The organism is Sphingobium sp. V4 (assembly GCF_029590555.1).
Lineage (GTDB): Bacteria > Pseudomonadota > Alphaproteobacteria > Sphingomonadales > Sphingomonadaceae > Sphingobium.
Window position 1 is genome coordinate 3,007,202 of record NZ_CP081001.1, and the last position, 20,207, is coordinate 3,027,408.

A 20,207-nucleotide genomic window follows, 5' to 3' on the forward strand; every position below is an offset into this window, starting at 1 on the left:
GGCGGCCATAGGCAAGGGTAGTCATCATGACCGACACCAATTTCATGGCCAGCCCCGAAGAGCGCGCGCGGATCGCTGCCGAGGGCATGTATCACCCCGATCTGGAAGGCGACGCCTGTGGCGTCGGCCTGGTCGCCGCGACCGATGGCCGGGCGAGCCGCCGCGTGGTCGCCAGTGCGATCGACGCGCTGAAGGCCGTGTGGCACCGTGGCGCGGTCGATGCGGACGGCAAGACCGGCGACGGCGCGGGCATCCATGTCGATCTGCCGGTGCGCTTCTTCGATGACTGCATCGCCGACAGCGGCCACAAGCCGCTGCCCAACCGGCTGGCCGTCGGCATGATCTTCCTGCCGCGCACCGACCTTAGCGCGCAGGAAACCTGCCGCACCATCGTCGAGGCGGAGATCATCGACGCGGGGTACACCATCTACGGCTGGCGCCAGGTGCCCGTCGACGTGTCGGTCATCGGCGAGAAGGCGCAGCGCACCCGCCCCGAGATCGAGCAGATCATGATCGCCGGCCCGATGCCGGAAGAACGCGACATGGCCGAGTTCGAGAAGGATCTCTACCTGATCCGCCGGCGCATCGAGAAGAAGGTGATCGCCGCGCAGATCAACGATTTCTACGTCTGCTCGCTGTCCTGCCGCTCGATCATCTACAAGGGGCTGTTCCTCGCTGAATCGCTGTCGGTCTTCTACCCGGACCTTCAGGACGAGCGGTTCGAGAGCCGCGTCGCCATTTTCCACCAGCGTTATTCGACCAACACCTTCCCGCAATGGTGGCTGGCCCAGCCGTTCCGCACGCTCGCCCATAATGGCGAGATCAACACGATCCGCGGCAACAAGAACTGGATGAAGAGCCACGAGATCAAGATGGCCAGCCTTGCCTTCGGCGAGCAGTCGGAGGACATCAAGCCCGTGATCCCGGCCGGCGCGTCGGACACCGCCGCGCTCGACGCCGTGTTCGAGGCGATCTGCCGCTCCGGCCGGGACGCGCCGACCGCCAAGCTGATGCTGGTGCCCGAGGCGTGGCAGTCCGACAGCGCCGAACTGCCCAAGGCGCACGCCGACATGTATGAATATCTGGCGAGCGTCATGGAGCCGTGGGACGGCCCGGCCGCGCTGGCGATGACCGACGGCCGCTGGGTCGTGGCAGGCGTCGACCGCAATGCGCTGCGCCCGCTGCGCTATACGCTGACCGGCGACAATCTGCTGATCGTGGGTTCGGAAACCGGCATGGTGGTCGTGCCCGAAACCACCATCGTCAAGAAGGGACGCATGGGGCCGGGCCAGATGATCGCGATCGATCTGGCGGAAGGCGAACTGTATGACGACCGCGCGATCAAGGACCAGATCGCGGGCGAGCGCCCCTATGGCGAACTCATCAAGGACTTCCTGACCGTCGATGACCTGGCCGACGCGCCGAGCGCGCTGCCGGCCTGGGACAAGGCGGAACTGACGCGCCGGCAGGTCGCGGCCAACATGACCCTGGAGGACATGGAACTGATCCTCAGCCCCATGGTCGAGGATGCCAAGGAAGCCGTCGGGTCGATGGGCGACGATACGCCGCTGGCCGTCATTTCCGACAAGCCGCGCACCATCAGCCATTTCTTCCGGCAGAATTTCAGCCAGGTCACCAACCCGCCGATCGATTCCCTGCGCGAACGGCATGTCATGAGCCTGAAGACGCGCTTCTCCAACCTCCACAACATATTGGAGGAAGGCGCGCAGAACAGCCATGTGCTGGTGCTGGAATCGCCGGTGGTGACGAGTGCCGAATGGGCGCGGCTCAAGGCCTATTTCGGCCCTGCCGTGGCCGAGATCGACTGCACCTTCCCCGCGACCGGCGGGCAGGAGCAGCTGCGCGCCGCCATCGCCCGCATCCGCGAGGAGGCCGAGCAGGCCGTGCGCGAGGGGCGGACCGAGATATTCCTGACCGACGAGGGTGTGGGCGCCGACCGCGTCGCCATCCAGGGCGTGCTGGCGGCGGCTGCCGTCCACACTCATCTGGTGCGCAAGGGGCTGCGCAGCTATGCGTCGATCAACGTGCGCTGCGCAGAAGCGCTGGACACCCATTATTTCGCGGTGCTGATCGGCGTCGGCGCCACGACGGTGAACGCCTATCTGGCCGAAGCGAGCATCGCCGACCGCCATGCGCGCGGCCTGTTCGGCGACCTCGGCTTCGACGCCTGCATCGAGCGTTATCGCGTCGCCATCAACGAAGGCCTGCTGAAGATCATGTCCAAGATGGGCATCGCGGTCATCAGCTCCTATCGTGGCGGCTATAATTTCGAGGCGGTCGGCCTGTCGCGCGCGCTGGTCAACGATCTCTTCCCCGGTATGCCGGCGAAGATTTCGGGCGAAGGCTATGCCTCGCTTCATTACAGCGCCATGCTGCGCCACGAGGCGGCGTTCGACGCGGCGGCGGTGCGGCTGCCGGTCGGCGGCTTCTATCGCCAGCGCAACGGGGGCGAAAGCCACGCCTATTCGGCGCAGCTGATGCACCTGCTCCAGACCGCGGTGGCGACCGACAGCTATTCGACCTATCTGCAATTTTCGCGCGGGGTGCGCGACCTGCCGCCGGTCTATCTGCGCGACCTGCTGGAGTTCAACTTCGCCCGCGAGGCGGTGCCGATCGACGAGGTCGAGGCGACCACGGAAATCCGCAAGCGCTTCGTGACGCCCGGCATGTCGCTGGGCGCGCTCTCGCCGGAGGCGCATGAGACGCTGGCGATCGCCATGAACCGCATCGGCGCCAAGGCGGTGTCGGGCGAGGGCGGCGAGGATGCCGCGCGCTTCAAGCCCTATGAGAATGGCGACAACGCGAACAGCGTCATCAAGCAGATCGCGTCGGGCCGCTTCGGCGTCCATGCCGAATATCTGGGGTCGGCCGAAGAGATCGAGATCAAGGTCGCGCAGGGCGCCAAGCCCGGCGAGGGGGGCCAGCTGCCCGGCTTCAAGGTGACGGAGTTCATCGCCCGCCTGCGTCACTCGACGCCCGGCGTGACGCTGATCTCGCCGCCGCCGCATCACGACATCTATTCGATCGAGGATCTGGCGCAGCTCATCTACGACTGCAAGATGATCAATCCGCGCGCGCGGGTCTGCGTCAAGCTGGTCAGCCAGGCCGGCATCGGCACGGTCGCGGCGGGCGTGGCGAAGGCCCATGCCGACGTCATCCTGATCGCCGGCCATGTCGGCGGCACCGGCGCCAGCCCGCAGACCTCGATCAAATATGCCGGTACGCCATGGGAAATGGGCCTGTCGGAAGCGAATCAGGTGCTGACGCTCAACGGCCTGCGCCATCGGGTGAAGCTGCGCACCGACGGCGGCCTCAAGACCGGTCGCGATATCGTGATCGCGGCGATCCTGGGCGCCGAGGAGTTCGGCATCGGCACATTGTCGCTGGTCGCCATGGGCTGCATCATGGTGCGCCAGTGCCACAGCAACACCTGTCCGGTCGGCGTCTGCGTGCAGGATGAAAAGCTGCGAGCGAAGTTCACCGGCACGCCGGAGAAGGTCATCAACCTCATGACCTTCATCGCCGAGGAAGTGCGCGAGGTACTGGCGCGCCTGGGCTTCCGCAGCCTGGACGAGGTGATCGGGCGGACCGAACTGCTCAAGCAGGTCAATCGCGGCGCCGAGCATCTGGACGATCTCGACCTCAACCCGATCCTGGCCAAGGTGGACGCGCCGGACGATCAGCGCCGTTTCAGCCTGGAGGGTCGGAACCCGGTACCCGAAAGCCTGGACGCGCAGATGATGAAGGACGCGCGCGCCGTGTTCGAGCGCGGCGAGAAGATGCAGCTGACCTACACGGTGCGCAACACGCATCGCGCCGTGGGCACGCGCCTGTCCGCCGCCGTGACCGAGAAGTTCGGCATGTCGACGCTGGCCGACGGGCATCTGACCGTCCGTCTGCGCGGGAGTGCGGGGCAGTCACTGGGCGCCTTCCTCTGCAAGGGCATCAAGCTGGAAGTGTTCGGCGACGCCAACGACTATGTCGGCAAGGGGCTGTCGGGCGGCATCATTTCGGTACGCACGACCGTTTCCAGCCCGCTGTCGTCGAAGGACAACACCATCCTGGGCAACACCGTCCTCTACGGTGCGACCAGCGGCAAGCTGTACGCCGCCGGTCAGGCCGGTGAACGCTTCGCGGTCCGCAATTCGGGCGCGCAGGTGGTGGTCGAGGGCTGCGGCGCCAATGGCTGCGAATATATGACCGGGGGCACTGCTGTGATTCTGGGCAGGACCGGCGCCAATTTCGGCGCGGGCATGACCGGCGGCATGGCCTTCATCCTGGACGAGGACGGCAGCTTCCCGACTCGCGCCAACCCGGAAAGCATCGTCTGGCAGCGGCTGGAAAGCGCCCATTGGGAAGCGCAGCTCAAGTCGCTGATTGCAGAACATGCGGTGGCGACCGACAGCAAATGGTCGAACACCATCCTGGACGACTGGGACCGGTGGCGGCGCTATTTCTGGCAGGTCTGCCCGAAGGAGATGATCAACCGCCTCGCCCAGCCGCTGAGCGATGCGCAGGCGGAGGTCGTCGCGGCGGAATAAGCCCCGCCGGCAAGACTATCGGGGGTCGGTCGCGGCGACCGGGAGCATCGTCTCCCCGTCGGCGGGATCGGCCCCTTCCTGCGTCGGGACCACCTGCACCGGCATCGGCCGCGCCGCCGACGCGCCGTCGGCAAACCGGATTATCCGGGGGTGCAGTTGATGCGCGGTCGAGGGCTGCGCCACTTCCACAACCGGAGTCGGTTCCTCGGCCAGATAATCCTGCACCACCGGATCGTCGCTGCCCGAGATCATGCCGTCGCTGTCCAGCCCGGCCATGTCGGCGGCAAAGCGCCGGTCGGCGAGTGTCGGGCCGCAGCCGGTGCAATGGATCGCAACCGGACCGGTGTCGGCGGATGCCGCGACCGGCGCAGGGGCATCGACCTGGACGTAGGGATCGTCCATGCTTTCCAGCGGTGAGCGCTGGGGACTGATGGCGTAGCCGCCCAGCGCCAGGCCCATCGCCGCAGCGGCGGTCATCGTCGCCGTCGACAGCATCCACAATCGCATCGTCCTGCTCCTCTTGCCTCCGCTCCGGGGTTGGGACCATCGCCTTTCTCGACAAACATAACGCGGATGCAGATCGGTGGTTGCATGGGGCAAAAGCCTTTGCTAAGGGCCGCCTCCTACCAAGGCACCGGCGCCGCCGGTTTCCCTGTTGATGTGCGGTCGTGGCGGAATTGGTAGACGCGCAACGTTGAGGTCGTTGTGGCCGAAAGGCCGTGGAAGTTCGAGTCTTCTCGACCGCACCATCATTCTTCAGTCGGATCATTATCACCGCCTTGGCGGTCCGGTCAGCCACCACGCCGGCGAATGAACGAGGGCGTCGACCGCGATGCGGGGCGCCCTCCTCCTGCAAATAAGTTTCGCCCGGCGTTAAGCGATCGGCCTTGTCCCGCGCGGCGTGCTGGCGCGTTGCCCCCGCACCCCGGCCGAACTGCCCGGCGAGCGGATCGAGTTCACCGCGCCGATCATCTTCACCCTGCCGGCCTGGCCGCAAGCGCCCGCGTGCGTAGAGGGAATTGCTTGTGCCACCGATGGCACAAATGCTATCCCGCGATCATGGACACGCTTTCGATGACAAGGCCGCCTCTCCCCGACGCCGTGCAGATCGCCCCCGAGGATCAGGTGGCAGTCGCCTTGCGCGCGCTGGAGGCCGGTGAGAGGGTGGAGGTCGGCGGTGCGGCGCTGCACATCGAGGAACCGATCGGGCGGGGGCACAAGGTTGCGCTGCGGCCGATCGCGGCGGGCGAGCCGGTCAACCGCTATGGCTGGCCGATCGGCACCGCCAAGCAGGATATTGCGCCGGGCCATCATGTCCACAGCCACAACCTCGTCACCAATCTGAAGGCCGAGGAGCCTTATGATTATGCGCCGATCGGGGCGCGAGACCAGCGCCAGCCGGGGGACTGGCGCTTCCGGGGCTATCGACGCGCCGACGGATCGGTCGGCACGCGCAACGAAATCTGGGTGATCCCGACCGTCGGCTGCGTCGCCCGTACTGCCGAGCGCGTGGCGCAGCGCGCGGCCAAGGCCCATGCAGGGTTGGTCGATGATGTCGTCGCCTTCCCGCACCCGCTCGGCTGTTCGCAACTGGGCGACGATCTGGACGGCACGGCCCGGCTGCTGGCGGCGCTGGCGAGCAGCCCCAATGCCGGGGGTGTGCTGCTGATGGGGCTGGGCTGCGAGGAGAACCAGCTGGCCGCGTTGCTGGAGCGCGTGCCGGAGGAGCGGCGCGACCGCATCCGCACCGTCGGCGCGCAGATGAGCGCGGACGAATATGAATCGGCGGCCGAGGCGATCGAGCAACTGGTCGCGATTGCCGCCCGCGACCGGCGCGAAGAGGTCGATCTCAGCGCGATGCGCGTCGGCCTCAAATGCGGGGGGTCGGACGGGCTGTCGGGCCTGACCGCCAACCCGCTGATCGGCCGGATCGCCGACATGGTGACGGCGGCGGGCGGGCAGGCGATCCTGACCGAGATTCCCGAAATCTTCGGCGCCGAGCGGCTGCTGATGCAGCGTGCGTCGGATCGCGCGGTGTTCGATGACCTCGTCGCGCTGGTCAACCGCTTCAAGCGCTATTTCATCGATCATGGCGAGCCGATTTCCGAGAATCCCAGCCCCGGCAATGTCGCGGGCGGCATCACGACGCTGGAGGAAAAGTCGCTGGGGGCGGTGCAGAAGGGCGGCCATGCGACGCTGACCGACGTTCTGGCCTATGGCGAGCGGCTGCGCCGGCCGGGTCTGACGCTGCTGGAGGCGCCGGGCAATGATGCGGTGTCAACCACCGCGCTGGCGGCGGCGGGGGCGACGATCACCCTCTTTTCGACCGGCCGGGGTACGCCGCTCGGCAGTCCGGTGCCCACGCTCAAGCTCGCCACCAACCATGACCTTGCCGCGCGCAAGCCCGGCTGGATCGATTTCGACGCCGGACAAGTGCTGGACGAGGGGCTGGATGCCGCGGCCGATGCGCTGATGGCCCATATCTGCGCCATTGCCTCGGGCGAGCCAGCGCGCAACGAAGCCAATGGCGAACGCGACATCGCCATCTGGAAACGCGGCGTGACGCTTTGATTCAGGCGGTGGCGCGGGCCGTGCGGTCCCGCTTCGCCTGGATCGCGCGCCGCGCATCATCGACCGCCTTTTCCTCAGTGGCGAAGAGCAGGCTGTCGAGCACGGCCGACAGATGTGCGCGCATCGCCATGCGGGCGGCGGCTGGATCGTGGTCCTTCAACCCTTGCAGCACGGCGCTATGCTCGTCGACCACCGGCTTGATATTGGCGGTCCGTGCCTTCTGGTGCAGCAGTGCGGCTTCGGGCGACGTGTCGCGCAACCGCCAGAGCTGCTCGATCGCCTCATAGACCGCCTGGTTGCGTGTCGCCCGCGCGATCGCGAGGTGAAAGGCGCGATCCGCCTGGACCGATCCAGCCGGGTCCAGATTCTCGCGGGCGATCTGGGCGACCAGCGCCTCGATCTCGACCAGTTCTCCGTCCGTTACCTGGGTTGCGGCCAGCGCCGCCGCTTCGCCCTCGAACAACAGGCGCGCCTCGGTCAGTTCGATCGCGCTGATGTTGAAGCCGGGGACATCCTCCTTGCCGGGCAGGCGCACCACATAGGCGCCCGACCCGATCCGCACCTCGACCAGCCCCTGCACCTCCAGCGCGATGATCGCCTCCCGCACCGTGGGGCGGCTGACGCCATGCTGCTGCGCCAGTTCGCGCTCGGCCGGCAGCCGCGCCCCCACCGGATAGCGTCCGGCGGCCAGATCCTCGAGCAGCGCGCGCGCCAGATCCTGGTAAAGTCGTTCCTGTCCCCGCGCGGTCATCGTCATTCCTCTGGCATTACCGCATGAAGGATAGGGCCTTACCAAAATGGGGTCAACGCACGGGGCCGTGGAACTCCGCTTCGACGATGCCCAGATGCCAGCCGGGCGGCACGGCCTCGGCCCCGGTGTCGCCGGCCGCCCTGGCATTGTTCAGTTCGATGACCTTGCCGAATGCATCCTTGTCCGCCACCGCGCCGGTCTGGCGGATGCGCAGGGCCGTGCCGGTCGTCGCGGGGAAATCCAGCGTCACATAACCGAGCGACCGGTCCGTCGTGCCCCGCCAGACCGTCCTGCCGTCGATGCTGATCTCCAGCGGATAGGCGCGGGAACGCCATCCGACCAGCTTCAGGTCGATGGCGTTCAACTCGACCGGCGCGGCGAAGCGATAGTCGATCCAGGCGTTGCCGGGCTGACCGTCGCTCGACCAGCGGGTCAGTTCATTGTCGTCCAGCGTGCGCCCCGCCTCGCCCTGGCCCGATCCGGCGCTGACGCCCTGGGGCATATGGGTGGTTCGATGTTGCTGGAAGCTCGGCGTCTCCGGCGTCGGACCACGCACCAGCGATCCGGGCTGATGATCCTCCGGAAAATCCGCCGACAGGCCGCCGGTCGCCGGCGCCGCCGCCCTGCCCGCGATCGAAAGGCGCGCCGACGGCAGTCCTTCGGCCGTGACGCTCAGGCCGACCGTTCCGGCACGGGTACCCGCGCGCAGCAGCACGCGGGTGATCCCGCCCTCCAGCGGCAGGGTCTGCGACAGGATATGATTATCCTCGTCGCGCGCGGTGCCGGCGTAGCTGGTCGTGCCGTCGGCGCCATGGGGCTTCGTCACGACGGCCTCACCGGTGGTTTCGCCGGCACGCCGCCTGCCGGTGGAATCGCCCTGCGCGATGCCGCCGCGCCACTGGGCGGGGCCGTCCAGCGTGAAATGCAATGTCCGATTGTCGACCGGCACGCGCCGGCCCCCGGCATCGACCGCCTCGACGTCCACCAGTGCGATGTCGGCCCCGTCCATCACGAAACCGCGCGGCGAAACGCGGGGCGTCAGCCGGAGGGCCATCGCCGGGCCGGTGGTTTCAAGCCTGTATTCCGACGTGCGGCCGTCCTTGTGGGTCGCCACGGCGCGCAGCGTTCCGGCTGCGAAATCGACATGCTGCCAGCGGAAAAGGAAGCTGTCGCTCCGCTCGCCCTTGCCCAGCGACCGGCCGTTCAGGAACAGTTCGACCGTCTCGCCATTGGATACAACCGTCACCGCCTTGCGCGTGCCGGGCGCATAGTTCCAGTGGCCGATGATGTGGGTGGCGGGGGTGACGCTGTCGACCCAGTCGCTCCACATCACCCTGTGCGCGAAAAAGCCCTGCTTGGGGATGCGGACCGCATCGACCTCGCCCGAGCGGCGATAATTATTGTCGCCGCGGAAATGGGTGTTGCTGTCGCTGAAGATGATGTTGACGCCGCCCGAGCTGACCCGCGTCCCGGTGCCGGGCCGCGCCCGATAATAGTCGCTCCAGCGCCGCACATCCTCGATCGCATGGCTGTCCTGGTTGCGGTTATAGTCGGGCGCATCCTTGTGAAAGGGCGGGGTAAATTCGTCCTGATAGAGGCGGGCGCCTTCATCGCGCGAATATTCCATCGCCCACATCGGATGGCGGGCGCTCCTGTTGATGTAGAGCATCTCCCCGCCATATTCGGCGAGCCTGCTGTCCAGCATCTCGCGCGATCCGATCGCGCGGCCGCCATGCGGATCATAGCGGTCGCGGATCGCCTTCAGCTCGGCCATATGAGCCTCGCTGATGCTCTCATTGCCGCCTTCATAGAAGAGGATGGACGGGTTGTTGCGGTTGTAGATGATCGCATCCCGCATCACCTCCTTGCGTTGTTCCCAGCGTCGTCCGCTGGTGTCGCTCTCGGCGTCGCCCGCCGGCATCGCCTGCATCAGCCCGACGCGATCGGCGGACTCGATGTCCTGTTTCGATGGCGTGACATGCATCCAGCGCACCAGATTGCCGCCGCTCTCGACCATCAGCGCATTGGAGAAATCGCTGATCCAGGGCGGGATGGAGACGCCCACCGCCGGCCACTCGTTGGACGTGCGCTGGGCATAGCCATGGACCTGGATCGCCCGGCCATTGAGTTCGACCATGCCGTCGCCGAACCGGGTCTGGCGAAAGCCGGTGCTTGTATCGACGCTGTCGATGATCCTGCCGCCTTCGACCAGGCTGGTGGTCACGGTGTAGAGATAGCCATAGCCCCAGCTCCAATAATGCAGGTCCCCGATCGGCCGCGCGGCGGACAGCATCGCCGTCCCTCCGGGCGCGACCGGTGTCGATGCGCCGTCATAGCGGGCGACGCGCCTGCCGGACGGGTCGCGTATCTCCACCCGCAAGGTCAGGCGGCGGGCGCGGTCGCCTTCGTTGCGGACCTGGGCTTCGGCATGGATGGTGGCGCGGCGCGCCTTCAGGTCGAAGGCGTCGGCCCAGACATATTGGCCGGTCGTGCCGAGACCGGAGAAGAGCGGCAGCGTCTGATAGACCAGGCCGGTCAGGTGCAGCCGGACATTCTTGGTGATGCCGCCATAGTTGACGTTGAAATTATCGTTGTTCCACTGGAAGCCGCTGCCGCTGGCGCGCTCCTTATATTTCCAGTCATTGTCGACCCGCACGGCGATCAGATTCTCGCCCGGCCGCAGTGCCGCCGTGATGTCCGCGCCGAAGGCCATGACGCCATTTTCGGACAGGGCGACCGACCGGCCGTTGACCCAGACTTCCGCCGCCTGACGCACCCCCTCGAACTCCAGCAGCGCCTTGCCATGGGGCGCGGTGCGGGGGAGGGTGATGCGCTTGCGATACCAGGTGATGCCGGTCGACAATTGCTTGATGTCGCGGGCGAAGGCCTCCGTCTCGTTGAAGGCATGGGGCAGGGTCACAGGGCGCCAGCCGCTGTCGTCGAAGCCGGGCTGCTGCGCCCCGGCAGGGTCGCCGGAGCTGCTCAGCCAGCCGGGGTTGAGATTATAGGTGCGGCGGGGCGAGGCCACGACTCGGGAGGCGTCATGGGCGAAAGCCGACACCGACATGGACAGGTCCGCGACTATCGCCAACAGCGCGATCCCGATCGGCGCGCTGCTCCTCTTCCACCGCGTCTGCCCGTTCCGCATGGCCGTCCTCTCCTGATCTGGTCAGGCCAGTCTGACGGATATGGCGCATTTGGTCAACCATCATCCCAAAAGGAGGCTGTCGGGTTCACATCGTGAATTAGGCCGTCCCGCGCTCCAGTCGCGCCACAAGCGCCGCCGCCGCGCGCGTCACATCGTCCCAGGTGATCTCGAACCCGGCCTCGTCGCCATAATAGGGATCGGTGACGCCGCTTCCCGCGCGTCCGGGCACAAGGTCCATGAGCAATTGCAGGCTGGCCGTGCCGTCCGACGGACGGATGCGGCGGAGGTTGCGCAGATTGTCGGTGTCGAGCGCGAAGACATGGGTGAAGCGGCGGAAATCCTCCGCGCTCACCTGTCGTCCACGATAATGGGAAATGTCGATGCCGCGCGCCAGCGCCACCGCCTGCGCGCGAGCGTCGGGCGGGCTGCCGACATGCCAGTCGCCCGTCCCCGCCGAATCGACGATCATGTCCAGCCCGGCTTTCTCCGCCTCCGCCCGCAACGCGGCTTCGGCCAGCGGCGAGCGGCAGATATTGCCGAGGCAGACGAAGAGAATGGCGGGCCTGCTCATCCGTCCGCCGCCGCCGTGGAAAGGCCCAGGCCCGGCACGCCGATCGATCGCTTGCCCGAAAAATCCGTGCGCGCGACGATGACGCCCAGTTTCTCCATATAGTCGATCAGCCGGCGCACCCGCCCCGGCGAGCTGGTGCCATAGGCGCGGGCGAGCGCGCCGTCGTCGGGGCAGGGCTGGCCGTCCAGCGCCGCGCGGGCGATCAGCAGGAAGGGGGCGAGCATGTCCTCCGGCACCGGCTCCGCCGCCCTGATCGCGTCCTGCCAGCGGGGATCGTCGGCATTCGCCATGCCCGCCTGCGCCATGGCGAACCGCTTGCGGAAGGCGGGCAGGTCGAGCGGGGACCGCTTCAGCCCCTTCATCCGGCAGCGCACGCCGAAGTCCTGGTAGAGCGCCGCCACGCCGGGCGCGGCATCGCCCAGATCGGCGACGATATCCTCCAGCACGGCGATCACGATCGGTTCATTCTCGCCGAAGTCGAGCTCGGGCGCGGCGGGCTTGGCCGATGGGGCGTCGGCCAGCTGGCGCATGATGTCCTCGGCGGCGCGCGGCGGCGGATCGGCGCGTGGCGGGGGCGGGGGCAGAGCATCCTCCTCGACCCTGGCGAACAGCAGTTCCTGAAAATCCTCTCCGGTCGTCACCGGCGGCGGCATCAGCTTGTGCGTGCCGCCGCGCGTCCCGGTTTTCACCACGCCGATCTTGACCGCGACCGGCCGTCGCGCGATCGCCGGGCCAAGGCCCAGGAAACGGCCACGTTCCAGATCGCGGATCTGCTCCGCCTGCCGCCGCTCCATGCCCAGCAGGTCGGCCGCGCGCGCCATGTCGATGTCGAGGAAGGTGCGGCCCATCAGGAAGTTGGAGGCTTCGGCCGCGACGTTCTTCGCGAGCTTGGCGAGGCGCTGGGTCGCGATCACGCCGGCGAGGCCGCGCTTGCGGCCCCGGCACATCAGGTTGGTCATGGCGGCGAGAGACAGCCGCCGCGCCTCGTCCGACACGTCGCCGGCGGCGACCGGGGCGAACATCTGCGCCTCGTCCACCACCACCAGAGCCGGATACCAATGGTCGCGCGGGGCATCGAACAGGGTCGACAGGAAGGTCGCGGCGCATTTCATCTGTGCTTCGAGTTCGAGGGAATCGAGGCTCAGCACCACCGAGGCGCGATGTTCGCGGATGCGCGCCGCCATCTTGACGATCTCGCGCTCATTATAGTCGCCCGCGTCGATCACCACATGGCCATATTCGTCGGCCAGGGTCACGAAGTCGCCTTCGGGATCGATCACCACCTGCTGCACCATGGCGGCACTTTCTTCCAGCAGGCGGCGCAGCAGATGCGACTTGCCCGACCCGCTATTGCCCTGGACGAGCAGGCGGGTGGCGAGCAATTCCTCGACATCGACCAGCACGTCCTTGCCGTGGCTGTCGGTTCCTATGCTGATGCTGGCGGTCACGGCAGCGTCTTGCCCATAGGCAGGGCAGGGCGCAAGCCCGTTGTCATCGAAGCGCGGTCGGGGCAATGTATTTATGCAAACCTTTGCAATATCGCAATTGCATGGGTTTTGCTTGGCTACTCAAGGCGGGATTTGCTTGACGCCCACCTTGTTGCGATGCAGCATCAATCCCCTATGGCGACTCTGGCACCCCCTTCCGCAGCCCCTGCGATCACGCAGAATCCCGACATCCGCTATCTGGGGCGTCTGCTGGGCGACGTCATTCGCGCCTATGGCGGGGAGAAGCTGTACAAGCAGACCGAATATATCCGCTCCGCTTCTGTCGACCGGGCGCGGGGGTTGCAGGGCGCGGACCTGACCGACACCGGGCTGGACGCGCTGAGCCTGGACGATACACTGGCCTTCACCCGTGGCTTCATGCTCTTTTCGATGCTCGCCAACCTGGCCGAGGACCGGCAGGGCGTGGCGGCAGAGCCGGGGGCGGACGTCGCTTCCGCGATCGCGCGGCTCGAATCGCATGGCGTCGACCGCGATGCGGTGCTCGACCTGCTCGCGCACAGCCTGATCGTGCCCGTCCTGACCGCCCACCCGACCGAGGTGCGGCGCAAGAGCATGATCGACCACAAGAACCGTGTCGCCGACCTGATGCAGCTCAAGGACGCCGGGCGCATCGAGACGGACGATGGCGAAAATCTGGACGAGGCGATCTTCCGCCAGATCGCGCTGCTGTGGCAGACGCGCCCGCTGCGCCGCGAAAAGCTGTTCGTCGCGGACGAAATCGAGAATGTGCTCGCCTATTTCCGCGACACCTTCCTGCCTGTGCTGCCCGCTCTCTATGCCCGCTGGGAACGGGTGCTGGGCGCGCGGCCGCAAAGCTTCCTGCGGGTGGGATCGTGGATCGGCGGCGACCGCGACGGCAATCCCTTCGTCCAGGCGCCGCAGCTGGAATTCGCGCTCAAGCGGGGCGCCCAGGCGGCGATCGCCTATTATCTCGACGCGCTGCACGCGCTCGGCGCGGAACTCTCGCTTTCGACCGAGCTCGCCCATGTGCCGCAGGCGGTGCTGGACCTTGCCGAGGCGAGCGGCGACGCATCGCCCAGCCGCAAGGACGAACCCTATCGCCGCGCCATTTCCGGCATCTACGCCCGCCTGGCCGCCACCTGCGTCCAGCTGACCGGCGCGCAACCGGCCCGGCCGTCCAGCCTCAAGGGCGCGGCCTATGCCGCGCCGCAGGAGTTGCGGCGCGACCTCGTCACCGTGGCGCAGGGGCTGGCGAGCGAAGGCGACGGCGCGCTGGCGAGCGGCGGGGCGCTGGGCCGGCTGATCCGCGCGGTCGAGACGTTCGGCTTCCATCTCGCCACGCTCGACATGCGCCAGAACAGCGCCGTGCATGAACGCGTCGTCGCCGAACTGCTCAGGATCGCGGGGGTCGAGGCGGACTATCTCGCGCTCGACGAATATGCCCGTATCGCCCTGCTGCGGAAGGAGCTGGCGACCAACCGGCCGCTGGGCGCGCCCTTTTCCGACTATTCGGAGGAAACCGCGTCGGAACTGGCGATCGTCCATGCCGCCGCGCAGGCGCACCGCACCTATGGCCCGTCCTGCATCACCCATTATATCATCTCCAAGGCCGAAAGCGTGTCGGACCTGCTGGAGGTCAACATCCTGCTCAAGGAAGCGGGCCTCTGGCGCGCCGGCGTAGGCGGCGCCGCGCCGCAGGCCGCGATCATGGCGATCCCGCTGTTCGAGACCATCGCCGACCTGGAGGCCGCGCCCAAGATCATGTCCGCCTATTTCGGCCTGCCCGAAATCGCCGGGGTGGTGCACGGGCGCGGCCATCAGGAAGTGATGATCGGCTATTCGGACAGCAACAAGGATGGTGGCTACATCACCTCCACCTGGAGCCTCTACAAGGCGAGCCAGGCGCTGGAGCCGGTGTTCGCAGAGGCGGGCGCGGCGATGCAGCTGTTCCACGGCCGGGGCGGCGCGGTGGGGCGCGGAGGCGGATCGGCCTTCGCCGCGATCCAGGCGCAGCCGCGCGGCAGCGTGCAGGGCCGCATCCGCATCACCGAACAGGGCGAGATGATCGCCGCCAAGTTCGGATCGCGCGATGTCGCCATGACCAATTTGGAGGCGATGACGAGCGCGACGCTGCTCGCCAGCCTGGAGCCGGAAGGAATTTCGGACCGTGACGCCGCCCGTTTCAGCGCAGCGATGGACGAATTGTCGAAAAACGCCTTCGCCGCCTATCGCGACCTCGTCTACGGCACCGAGGGGTTCAAGGAATTCTTCCGCCAGCTGACCCCGATCCAGGAGATTTCCGGGCTCAAGATCGGGTCGCGCCCGGCGAGCCGGACCAAGAGCAATGCGATCGAGGATCTGCGCGCCATCCCCTGGGTATTCAGCTGGGCGCAGGCGCGAGTCATGCTGCCGGGCTGGTATGGCGTGGGCCATGCGCTGTCGGCGTTCGAGGACAAGGCATTGCTGGCTGACATGGCGCAGCACTGGTCCTTCCTCAAGTCCGCGCTCGCAAATCTGGAAATGGTACTGGCCAAGTCCGACCTGGGCATCGCCGCGCGCTATCTGCCGCTGGTCGAGGACCAGGCCAGGGGCGAGGCCATTTTCGGCCGCATCCGCGATGGTTGGGCGCAAACCCATGACGGCCTGCTGGACGCTACCGGCCAGTCCCGGCTGCTGGAGAAAAGCCCGGCGCTCGACACCTCGATCCGGCTGCGCCTGCCCTATATCGAGCCGCTCAACCTGCTCCAGGTCGAACTGCTCAAACGCCACCGCGCCGGCGAGGACGACGCGCGGGTGAAGGAGGGCATCGAACTGTCGATCAACGCGATCGCCACGGCCCTGAGGAACAGCGGGTAGGTGAGCGGGGGTGGGAAGGGTCTCCCCGCTCCGTCATCCCCGTGCAGGCGGTCCTCCATACTAAATACAAGGTCTGAAAATGGACGTGCGCGCGTAGGGAATGGCAAAAAGGGGGGGGCTAGCGGAATGGCAGCTTGGCGCAGTGAGATGTCCAGAAGCTGACATAGCGTCTGATGCAGAACCTAGATTGCGGTGCAAAGCGTTGTGGTCCATGTTTCGTGAATGACCGGCGGTTCCACATTCCAAGACTTCTGCACGCAGACGATGGGCGAGTTCGGCACCGTCCCTAAGCGTGGACTGATCTACGTCTCAATGGCGGGCGCGCTATCTGCTATCACGGACCTAGTTCAATGGGGGGCTGGCGCGAAATTTTCCGTATGGAATTATGCCCTTTTAGCCGTTGCCATATTGCCTTGGCTCGCAGCGGCATATGCTACGACAATGACAATGGTTGAGAAGCCATTATCCGTGGCTGGCTTCGTCAAGTTCACAGCCGTTACGATCCTTACGTTTGTGCCGATATTATCTAGCTTGGCCGTTCTGGTTTATGCATCTGGCGCTGGTGCTCACGACGGCCTGACTATTTCGACCGTTATCGCGTTGTTTTTTGCAGGCTTGCTATTAGTAGCTTTTCTGCCCGCTTGGCCGATAGCGCAGGCGATTTCGACGCGGTTGGTAAGCCCGATGCGGATCGTTAAGGCAACTAAGGGCTATCGTTGGTCGCTGATATTGGTGTTTTTCGCAGCTAGTAGCGTAAACAAACTCGTGCCTAGCATGTCGTCCGCTACGAACGTCGGTGAAGCGATTGCTCTAGCGTTGTGTGGTGCCGTCGTTGCCGCTGCAACGTTGGTCCTGACCGCTAGTATCGCCGTCACAGCATGGAGGTTTGCTGCGCGGCGGGACGCCAGCCTTGCCCCAACTATGAGCGTCAGCTTTTGAAAGTGTCGCAGCATATATTAGACGGCAAAATTGGTCGCTTCCAGATGCCGGCAACCTGCCCTACATGCCGCCCATGCTGAACGACATATCGCGCCGGACTGTCCGATAGGATCAGCCCGGCGCAACATCATGTCGAAATCTGCGGGAAATGTGCGAAGTCAGGCCCGCGCCCGCCTCACGTCAGGGGGGCGGAGGCCCAGCGCTTCAAGCGCGCATAGAGGCCCGCGATGACGCCTGCGAAGATCAGTATGGCGAGCGGCACCGCCCAGTGATTTTCGCCCACCAGCGCCAGCGGCGCGTCGCTGTCCGTCCCAGCGACGATGCCGGCGAAGGCGACGCCGAACAGGCTTTCGCCGACGATGAAGCCGGTCGCCATCAGCACGCCCATGCGCTCGGCGAACTCCGGATTGCTCTGGCGCAGCGCCCAGCGGTTGTAGACATGGCCGATGACCGCGCCGACCGGGATCAGCAGCGTCAGCGCCATCGGCAGGTAGATACCCATGCCCACCGCCAGCGGCGGCAGGCGCAGCTTGCCGGCCTTGCCCAGCAATTCGTCGATCAGGATGACGACCGCGCCGATGCCCGCGCCGATGCCGATCAGGCCCCAGTCGAGGTCGCCGCCCAGCACGCCCTTGGCCAGGGCGGAGATCAGCGCGGCCTGCGGGGCGGGCAGCGCATTCTGGCCCGCGCCCGGCGCGCCGGCAAAGCCGAAGGCGCTGTTGAGCAGGTCCAGCACCGGCGGGATGACGAGCGCGCCGAAGATGACGCCAAGCACCAGCGCGAGCTGCTGCTTCCACGGCGTCGCGCCGACCAGCTGGCCGGTCTTGAGATCCTGGAGATTATCGTTGGAAATGGTGGCGATGCCGAACACGATCGCCGTGGTGAAGAGGGCATAGGCGATCAGCGCCTGGGTCTGCGACGGGTCGCCGCCCGACCCGTAGATGGCGGCGAGCAGCAGCGACGCGCCCAGCACGGCGAGGATGCCGACGCCCGAAATCGGGCTGTTCGACGCGCCGATGAGACCCGCCATATAGCCGCAGACCGACGCGATGACGATGCCCGCCACCAGCACATAGGCCAAGGTCAGCCCGATCACCGGCACCGGATTGGCGGCGATCGGCCCGCCCTGCGCGAAGATCCAGAGCAGCACGCCGATCGGCAGCAGGGCGGCCAGGATGGTGCCGCCGACGATGGAGATGGGCAGGTCGCGCTCGGTGATGTCGAGGCTGGCGGCGTCGCCCGCCCGGCGCGTGGCGTTGGCGGCCAGAGCGGAGCGGATGCCGCTGACGATAGGGCCAAGGATCTTGAGCAGGGTCCAGATCGCGGCGACGCCGATCGTGCCTGCGCCGATGAAGCGCGCCTTCATGCGGAAGGCGGTGCCGACCACGTCGGACAGTTCCGCGCCCGCAGGCAGCGGGGCGGTGAGATAGGGGACGAGGCCGGTCCAGCTGATCAGCAGGCCGATGAACATGGCGACACCCACCGACAGGCCGACCAGATGGCCGACGCCGATCAGCGCCATGGAGAAGCTGGTCGACATGGAGGTCGCGCCCGCGCCAAACTTGAAGAAGGTCGCGGCTTCCTCCGCGATGATCTTGGTCTTGGCGGTGATCGAGAAAGCGGCGGCGGCGACGGCGCTGGCGACGATGGCGGCGAGGCCGCGCTTATTTTCTTCCAGCCCTTCGCGCGAACCGGCACCGACCTTGAGCACTTCGGCCGCGGCGACGCCTTCGGGATAGGGGAGGTCCGATCCGGTGACGAGCGCGCGGCGCAGCGGCACCGAATACATGACGCCCAATATGCCGCCGGTCGCAATGGTGAACGCGCTCAGCCAATAGGGAAAGCCCTGCCACCAGCCGATGATGACAAGGCCGGGCAGCACGAAGATGATGGCCGACAGGGTGCCGGCGGCCGATGCGATGGTCTGGACGATGTTGTTTTCCAGGATCGTGCCGGTCGCGAACAGCCGCAGCACCGCCATGGAGATGACCGCCGCGGGAATCGACGTCGCGAAGGTCAGGCCGATCTTGAGGCCCAGATAGACGTTCGCCGCCGTGAAGACGAGCGTGATCAGACCGCCCAGGATCACGCCGCGCAGCGTCAGTTCGGCCATGGCGCTGGCCTGCGCTCCTCCTGCTTGAGCTTGGCTTGTCACCTCTGGTCCCCCTGGCTTGGCGCTTGTGTCATGCGGTTGGTAATAATGTTGCTTGGCCGTGGATCAATCGGAAAGTGGTTCAGGATGCGCTTTCTGGCGCCTGCTCCTGCGCGGCGCGATCGATCCAGCCATGGACCAGTTGCGTCCAGCGCTGATAGCCGCGCGCGTTCAAGTGCAGCCCGTCCGGCCGGAACAGCGTTGCGTCGGGCAGGCCGTCGGTCGCGAGCAGGCTGGAGCCGACATCGACATAATCGAACCGGTCGGCCCGGGCGCGGGCGGCCACGGCCTGGTTCACCGCCGCCATCCGGGGCCATAGCGTCCAGCGGATGGGGCTGGGCTTGAGCGAGAGGAAGGCGATGGGCGCGCGCGGATAATCGATGCGCAGCCGCCGCAGCAGGGTGAGGATGTCGCGGGTGACCGTTTCGGGCGTGGCCCCGGCCGCCAGGTCATTCTCGCCCACATAGACGACGATGGAGCGCGGGGGCAGGGACGGCAGCAGGCGCTTGTAATAATGCAGCACATGCGCCGTGGTCGCGCCGCCGAAACCGCGGTTGACCGTGCCGATGTCGTGGAAACTGCCGGCAATGTCCCACAGCCGGATGCTCGAACTGCCCAGGAACAGCGTGGCGTCGCGGACCGATGGGCCGGCGGCATTGGCCCTCGCAAAGGTTTCGATTTCCCGCGAGAAGGGAAAGACCGGGTCGGCATTGGGCGGCGCGGCGGCGGCGACAACCCATGCGCAGGCGGTCAGCAGCAGCGCGCCGACGCTCCGGCGCGTAACCGACGCGCGCGAGCGCGACAGGCCGCGCTCAATGTCGATGGAGCGGGCGGAGCCGATATTTGCCGTTCGCATAGGCGCCGAACATGCCCGCGATGGCAGGATGATCGACCGGTTCGTCGCTGTCATCGACAACCAGATTCTGCTGGCTGACATAGGCCACATAAGTGGAATCGCCATTTTCCGCGAGCAGATGGTAGAAGGGCTGCTGCTTGTCGGGGCGGGCATGTTCCGGGATGGCTTCATACCATTCCTCGCTGTTGGCGAAGACCGGGTCGATATCGAACACGACGCCGCGGAACCCGAACATGCGATGTTTGACCACGTCGCCGATGTTGAAGCGGGCATGGGCGATCGGCGGAGCAGTCATCCCGGCGCCGAAAATCTGAATCGTGTCTCTCATATGA

12 protein-coding genes and 1 tRNA gene are annotated in these 20,207 nt (G+C 66.6%); 5 read left to right on the forward strand and 8 right to left on the reverse strand.

The genetic code is table 11. The features are described 5' to 3' along the window. Window positions 1-26: 26 nt before the first annotated feature. Window positions 27-4,562: a glutamate synthase large subunit gene (gene gltB / locus K3M67_RS14915; RefSeq protein WP_066865087.1), complete on the forward strand. Its 4,536-nt coding sequence runs from the start codon at window positions 27-29 to the stop codon at window positions 4,560-4,562. Window positions 4,563-4,577: 15 nt separating this feature from the next. Here the strand turns inward: gltB and K3M67_RS14920 are convergent, their stop codons facing one another. Further along, a complete protein-coding gene (locus K3M67_RS14920) occupies window positions 4,578-5,069 on the reverse strand; it encodes a hypothetical protein (protein ID WP_066865084.1) in 492 nt (163 codons plus the stop codon). Between the two features lie 155 nt (window positions 5,070-5,224). On the opposite strand from K3M67_RS14920, the gene K3M67_RS14925 reads away from it, so the two are divergent. Both K3M67_RS14925 and K3M67_RS14930 read left to right on the forward strand, forming a co-directional pair. Further along, window positions 5,225-5,311, forward strand: a tRNA-Leu gene (locus K3M67_RS14925). 325 nt (window positions 5,312-5,636) lie between these two features. After that, window positions 5,637-7,133, forward strand: a complete 1,497-nt coding sequence (locus K3M67_RS14930; protein ID WP_285831872.1) for a UxaA family hydrolase — start codon at window positions 5,637-5,639, stop codon at window positions 7,131-7,133. 1 nt (window position 7,134) lies between these two features. On the opposite strand, the gene K3M67_RS14935 is transcribed toward K3M67_RS14930, so the two are convergent. The 4 genes from K3M67_RS14935 to K3M67_RS14950 form a co-directional block, all read right to left on the reverse strand. Continuing rightward, a complete protein-coding gene (locus tag K3M67_RS14935; RefSeq protein ID WP_232313897.1) occupies window positions 7,135-7,884 on the reverse strand; it encodes a FadR/GntR family transcriptional regulator in 750 nt (249 codons plus the stop codon). 52 nt (window positions 7,885-7,936) lie between these two features. Beyond that, complete coding sequence (locus K3M67_RS14940) at window positions 7,937-11,032, reverse strand: DUF4982 domain-containing protein (RefSeq protein ID WP_285831873.1); 3,096 nt, start codon at window positions 11,030-11,032, stop codon at window positions 7,937-7,939. Window positions 11,033-11,129: 97 nt separating this feature from the next. Continuing rightward, on the reverse strand, window positions 11,130-11,603 hold the full coding sequence (locus tag K3M67_RS14945; protein ID WP_066865073.1) for a low molecular weight protein-tyrosine-phosphatase: 474 nt from the start codon (window positions 11,601-11,603) through the stop codon (window positions 11,130-11,132). Then, window positions 11,600-13,051, reverse strand: coding sequence for a helicase HerA domain-containing protein (locus K3M67_RS14950; RefSeq protein ID WP_066865070.1), 1,452 nt, complete (start codon window positions 13,049-13,051; stop codon window positions 11,600-11,602). The genes K3M67_RS14945 and K3M67_RS14950 overlap by 4 nt, the downstream gene beginning before the upstream one ends. 174 nt (window positions 13,052-13,225) lie before the next feature. Between K3M67_RS14950 and ppc the strand changes: the two genes are divergently transcribed. Continuing rightward, on the forward strand, window positions 13,226-15,928 hold the full coding sequence (gene ppc, locus K3M67_RS14955) for a phosphoenolpyruvate carboxylase (RefSeq protein WP_285831874.1): 2,703 nt from the start codon (window positions 13,226-13,228) through the stop codon (window positions 15,926-15,928). Between the two features lie 222 nt (window positions 15,929-16,150). After that, window positions 16,151-16,867 carry a hypothetical protein gene (locus tag K3M67_RS14960; protein WP_285831875.1) on the forward strand — a complete coding sequence of 239 codons (717 nt, stop codon included), beginning with the start codon at window positions 16,151-16,153 and terminating at the stop codon, window positions 16,865-16,867. Window positions 16,868-17,042: 175 nt separating this feature from the next. On the opposite strand, the gene K3M67_RS14965 is transcribed toward K3M67_RS14960, so the two are convergent. The 3 genes from K3M67_RS14965 to hspQ form a co-directional block, all read right to left on the reverse strand. Then, window positions 17,043-18,980 carry an OPT family oligopeptide transporter gene (locus tag K3M67_RS14965; protein WP_285831876.1) on the reverse strand — a complete coding sequence of 646 codons (1,938 nt, stop codon included), beginning with the start codon at window positions 18,978-18,980 and terminating at the stop codon, window positions 17,043-17,045. 121 nt (window positions 18,981-19,101) lie between these two features. Continuing rightward, window positions 19,102-19,875, reverse strand: coding sequence for a GDSL-type esterase/lipase family protein (locus K3M67_RS14970; protein ID WP_285831877.1), 774 nt, complete (start codon window positions 19,873-19,875; stop codon window positions 19,102-19,104). Next, window positions 19,832-20,203, reverse strand: coding sequence for a heat shock protein HspQ (gene hspQ / locus K3M67_RS14975; protein ID WP_066865058.1), 372 nt, complete (start codon window positions 20,201-20,203; stop codon window positions 19,832-19,834). Before hspQ ends, K3M67_RS14970 begins: the two co-directional genes overlap by 44 nt. Window positions 20,204-20,207 lie beyond the last annotated feature (4 nt).

Excerpts from the sequence above, each read along its gene's own strand:
- gltB (WP_066865087.1), top strand. The coding sequence starts at position 27 with ATGACCGACACCAATTTCATGGCCAGCCCCGAAGAGCGCGCGCGGATC.
- K3M67_RS14920 (WP_066865084.1), bottom strand. The coding sequence starts at position 5,069 with ATGCGATTGTGGATGCTGTCGACGGCGACGATGACCGCCGCTGCGGCG.
- K3M67_RS14930 (WP_285831872.1), top strand. The coding sequence starts at position 5,637 with ATGACAAGGCCGCCTCTCCCCGACGCCGTGCAGATCGCCCCCGAGGAT.
- K3M67_RS14935 (WP_232313897.1), bottom strand. The coding sequence starts at position 7,884 with ATGACCGCGCGGGGACAGGAACGACTTTACCAGGATCTGGCGCGCGCG.
- K3M67_RS14940 (WP_285831873.1), bottom strand. The coding sequence starts at position 11,032 with ATGCGGAACGGGCAGACGCGGTGGAAGAGGAGCAGCGCGCCGATCGGG.
- K3M67_RS14945 (WP_066865073.1), bottom strand. The coding sequence starts at position 11,603 with ATGAGCAGGCCCGCCATTCTCTTCGTCTGCCTCGGCAATATCTGCCGC.
- ppc (WP_285831874.1), top strand. The coding sequence starts at position 13,226 with ATGGCGACTCTGGCACCCCCTTCCGCAGCCCCTGCGATCACGCAGAAT.
- K3M67_RS14960 (WP_285831875.1), top strand. The coding sequence starts at position 16,151 with ATGACCGGCGGTTCCACATTCCAAGACTTCTGCACGCAGACGATGGGC.
- K3M67_RS14965 (WP_285831876.1), bottom strand. The coding sequence starts at position 18,980 with ATGGCCGAACTGACGCTGCGCGGCGTGATCCTGGGCGGTCTGATCACG.
- K3M67_RS14970 (WP_285831877.1), bottom strand. The coding sequence starts at position 19,875 with ATGCGAACGGCAAATATCGGCTCCGCCCGCTCCATCGACATTGAGCGC.
- hspQ (WP_066865058.1), bottom strand. The coding sequence starts at position 20,203 with ATGAGAGACACGATTCAGATTTTCGGCGCCGGGATGACTGCTCCGCCG.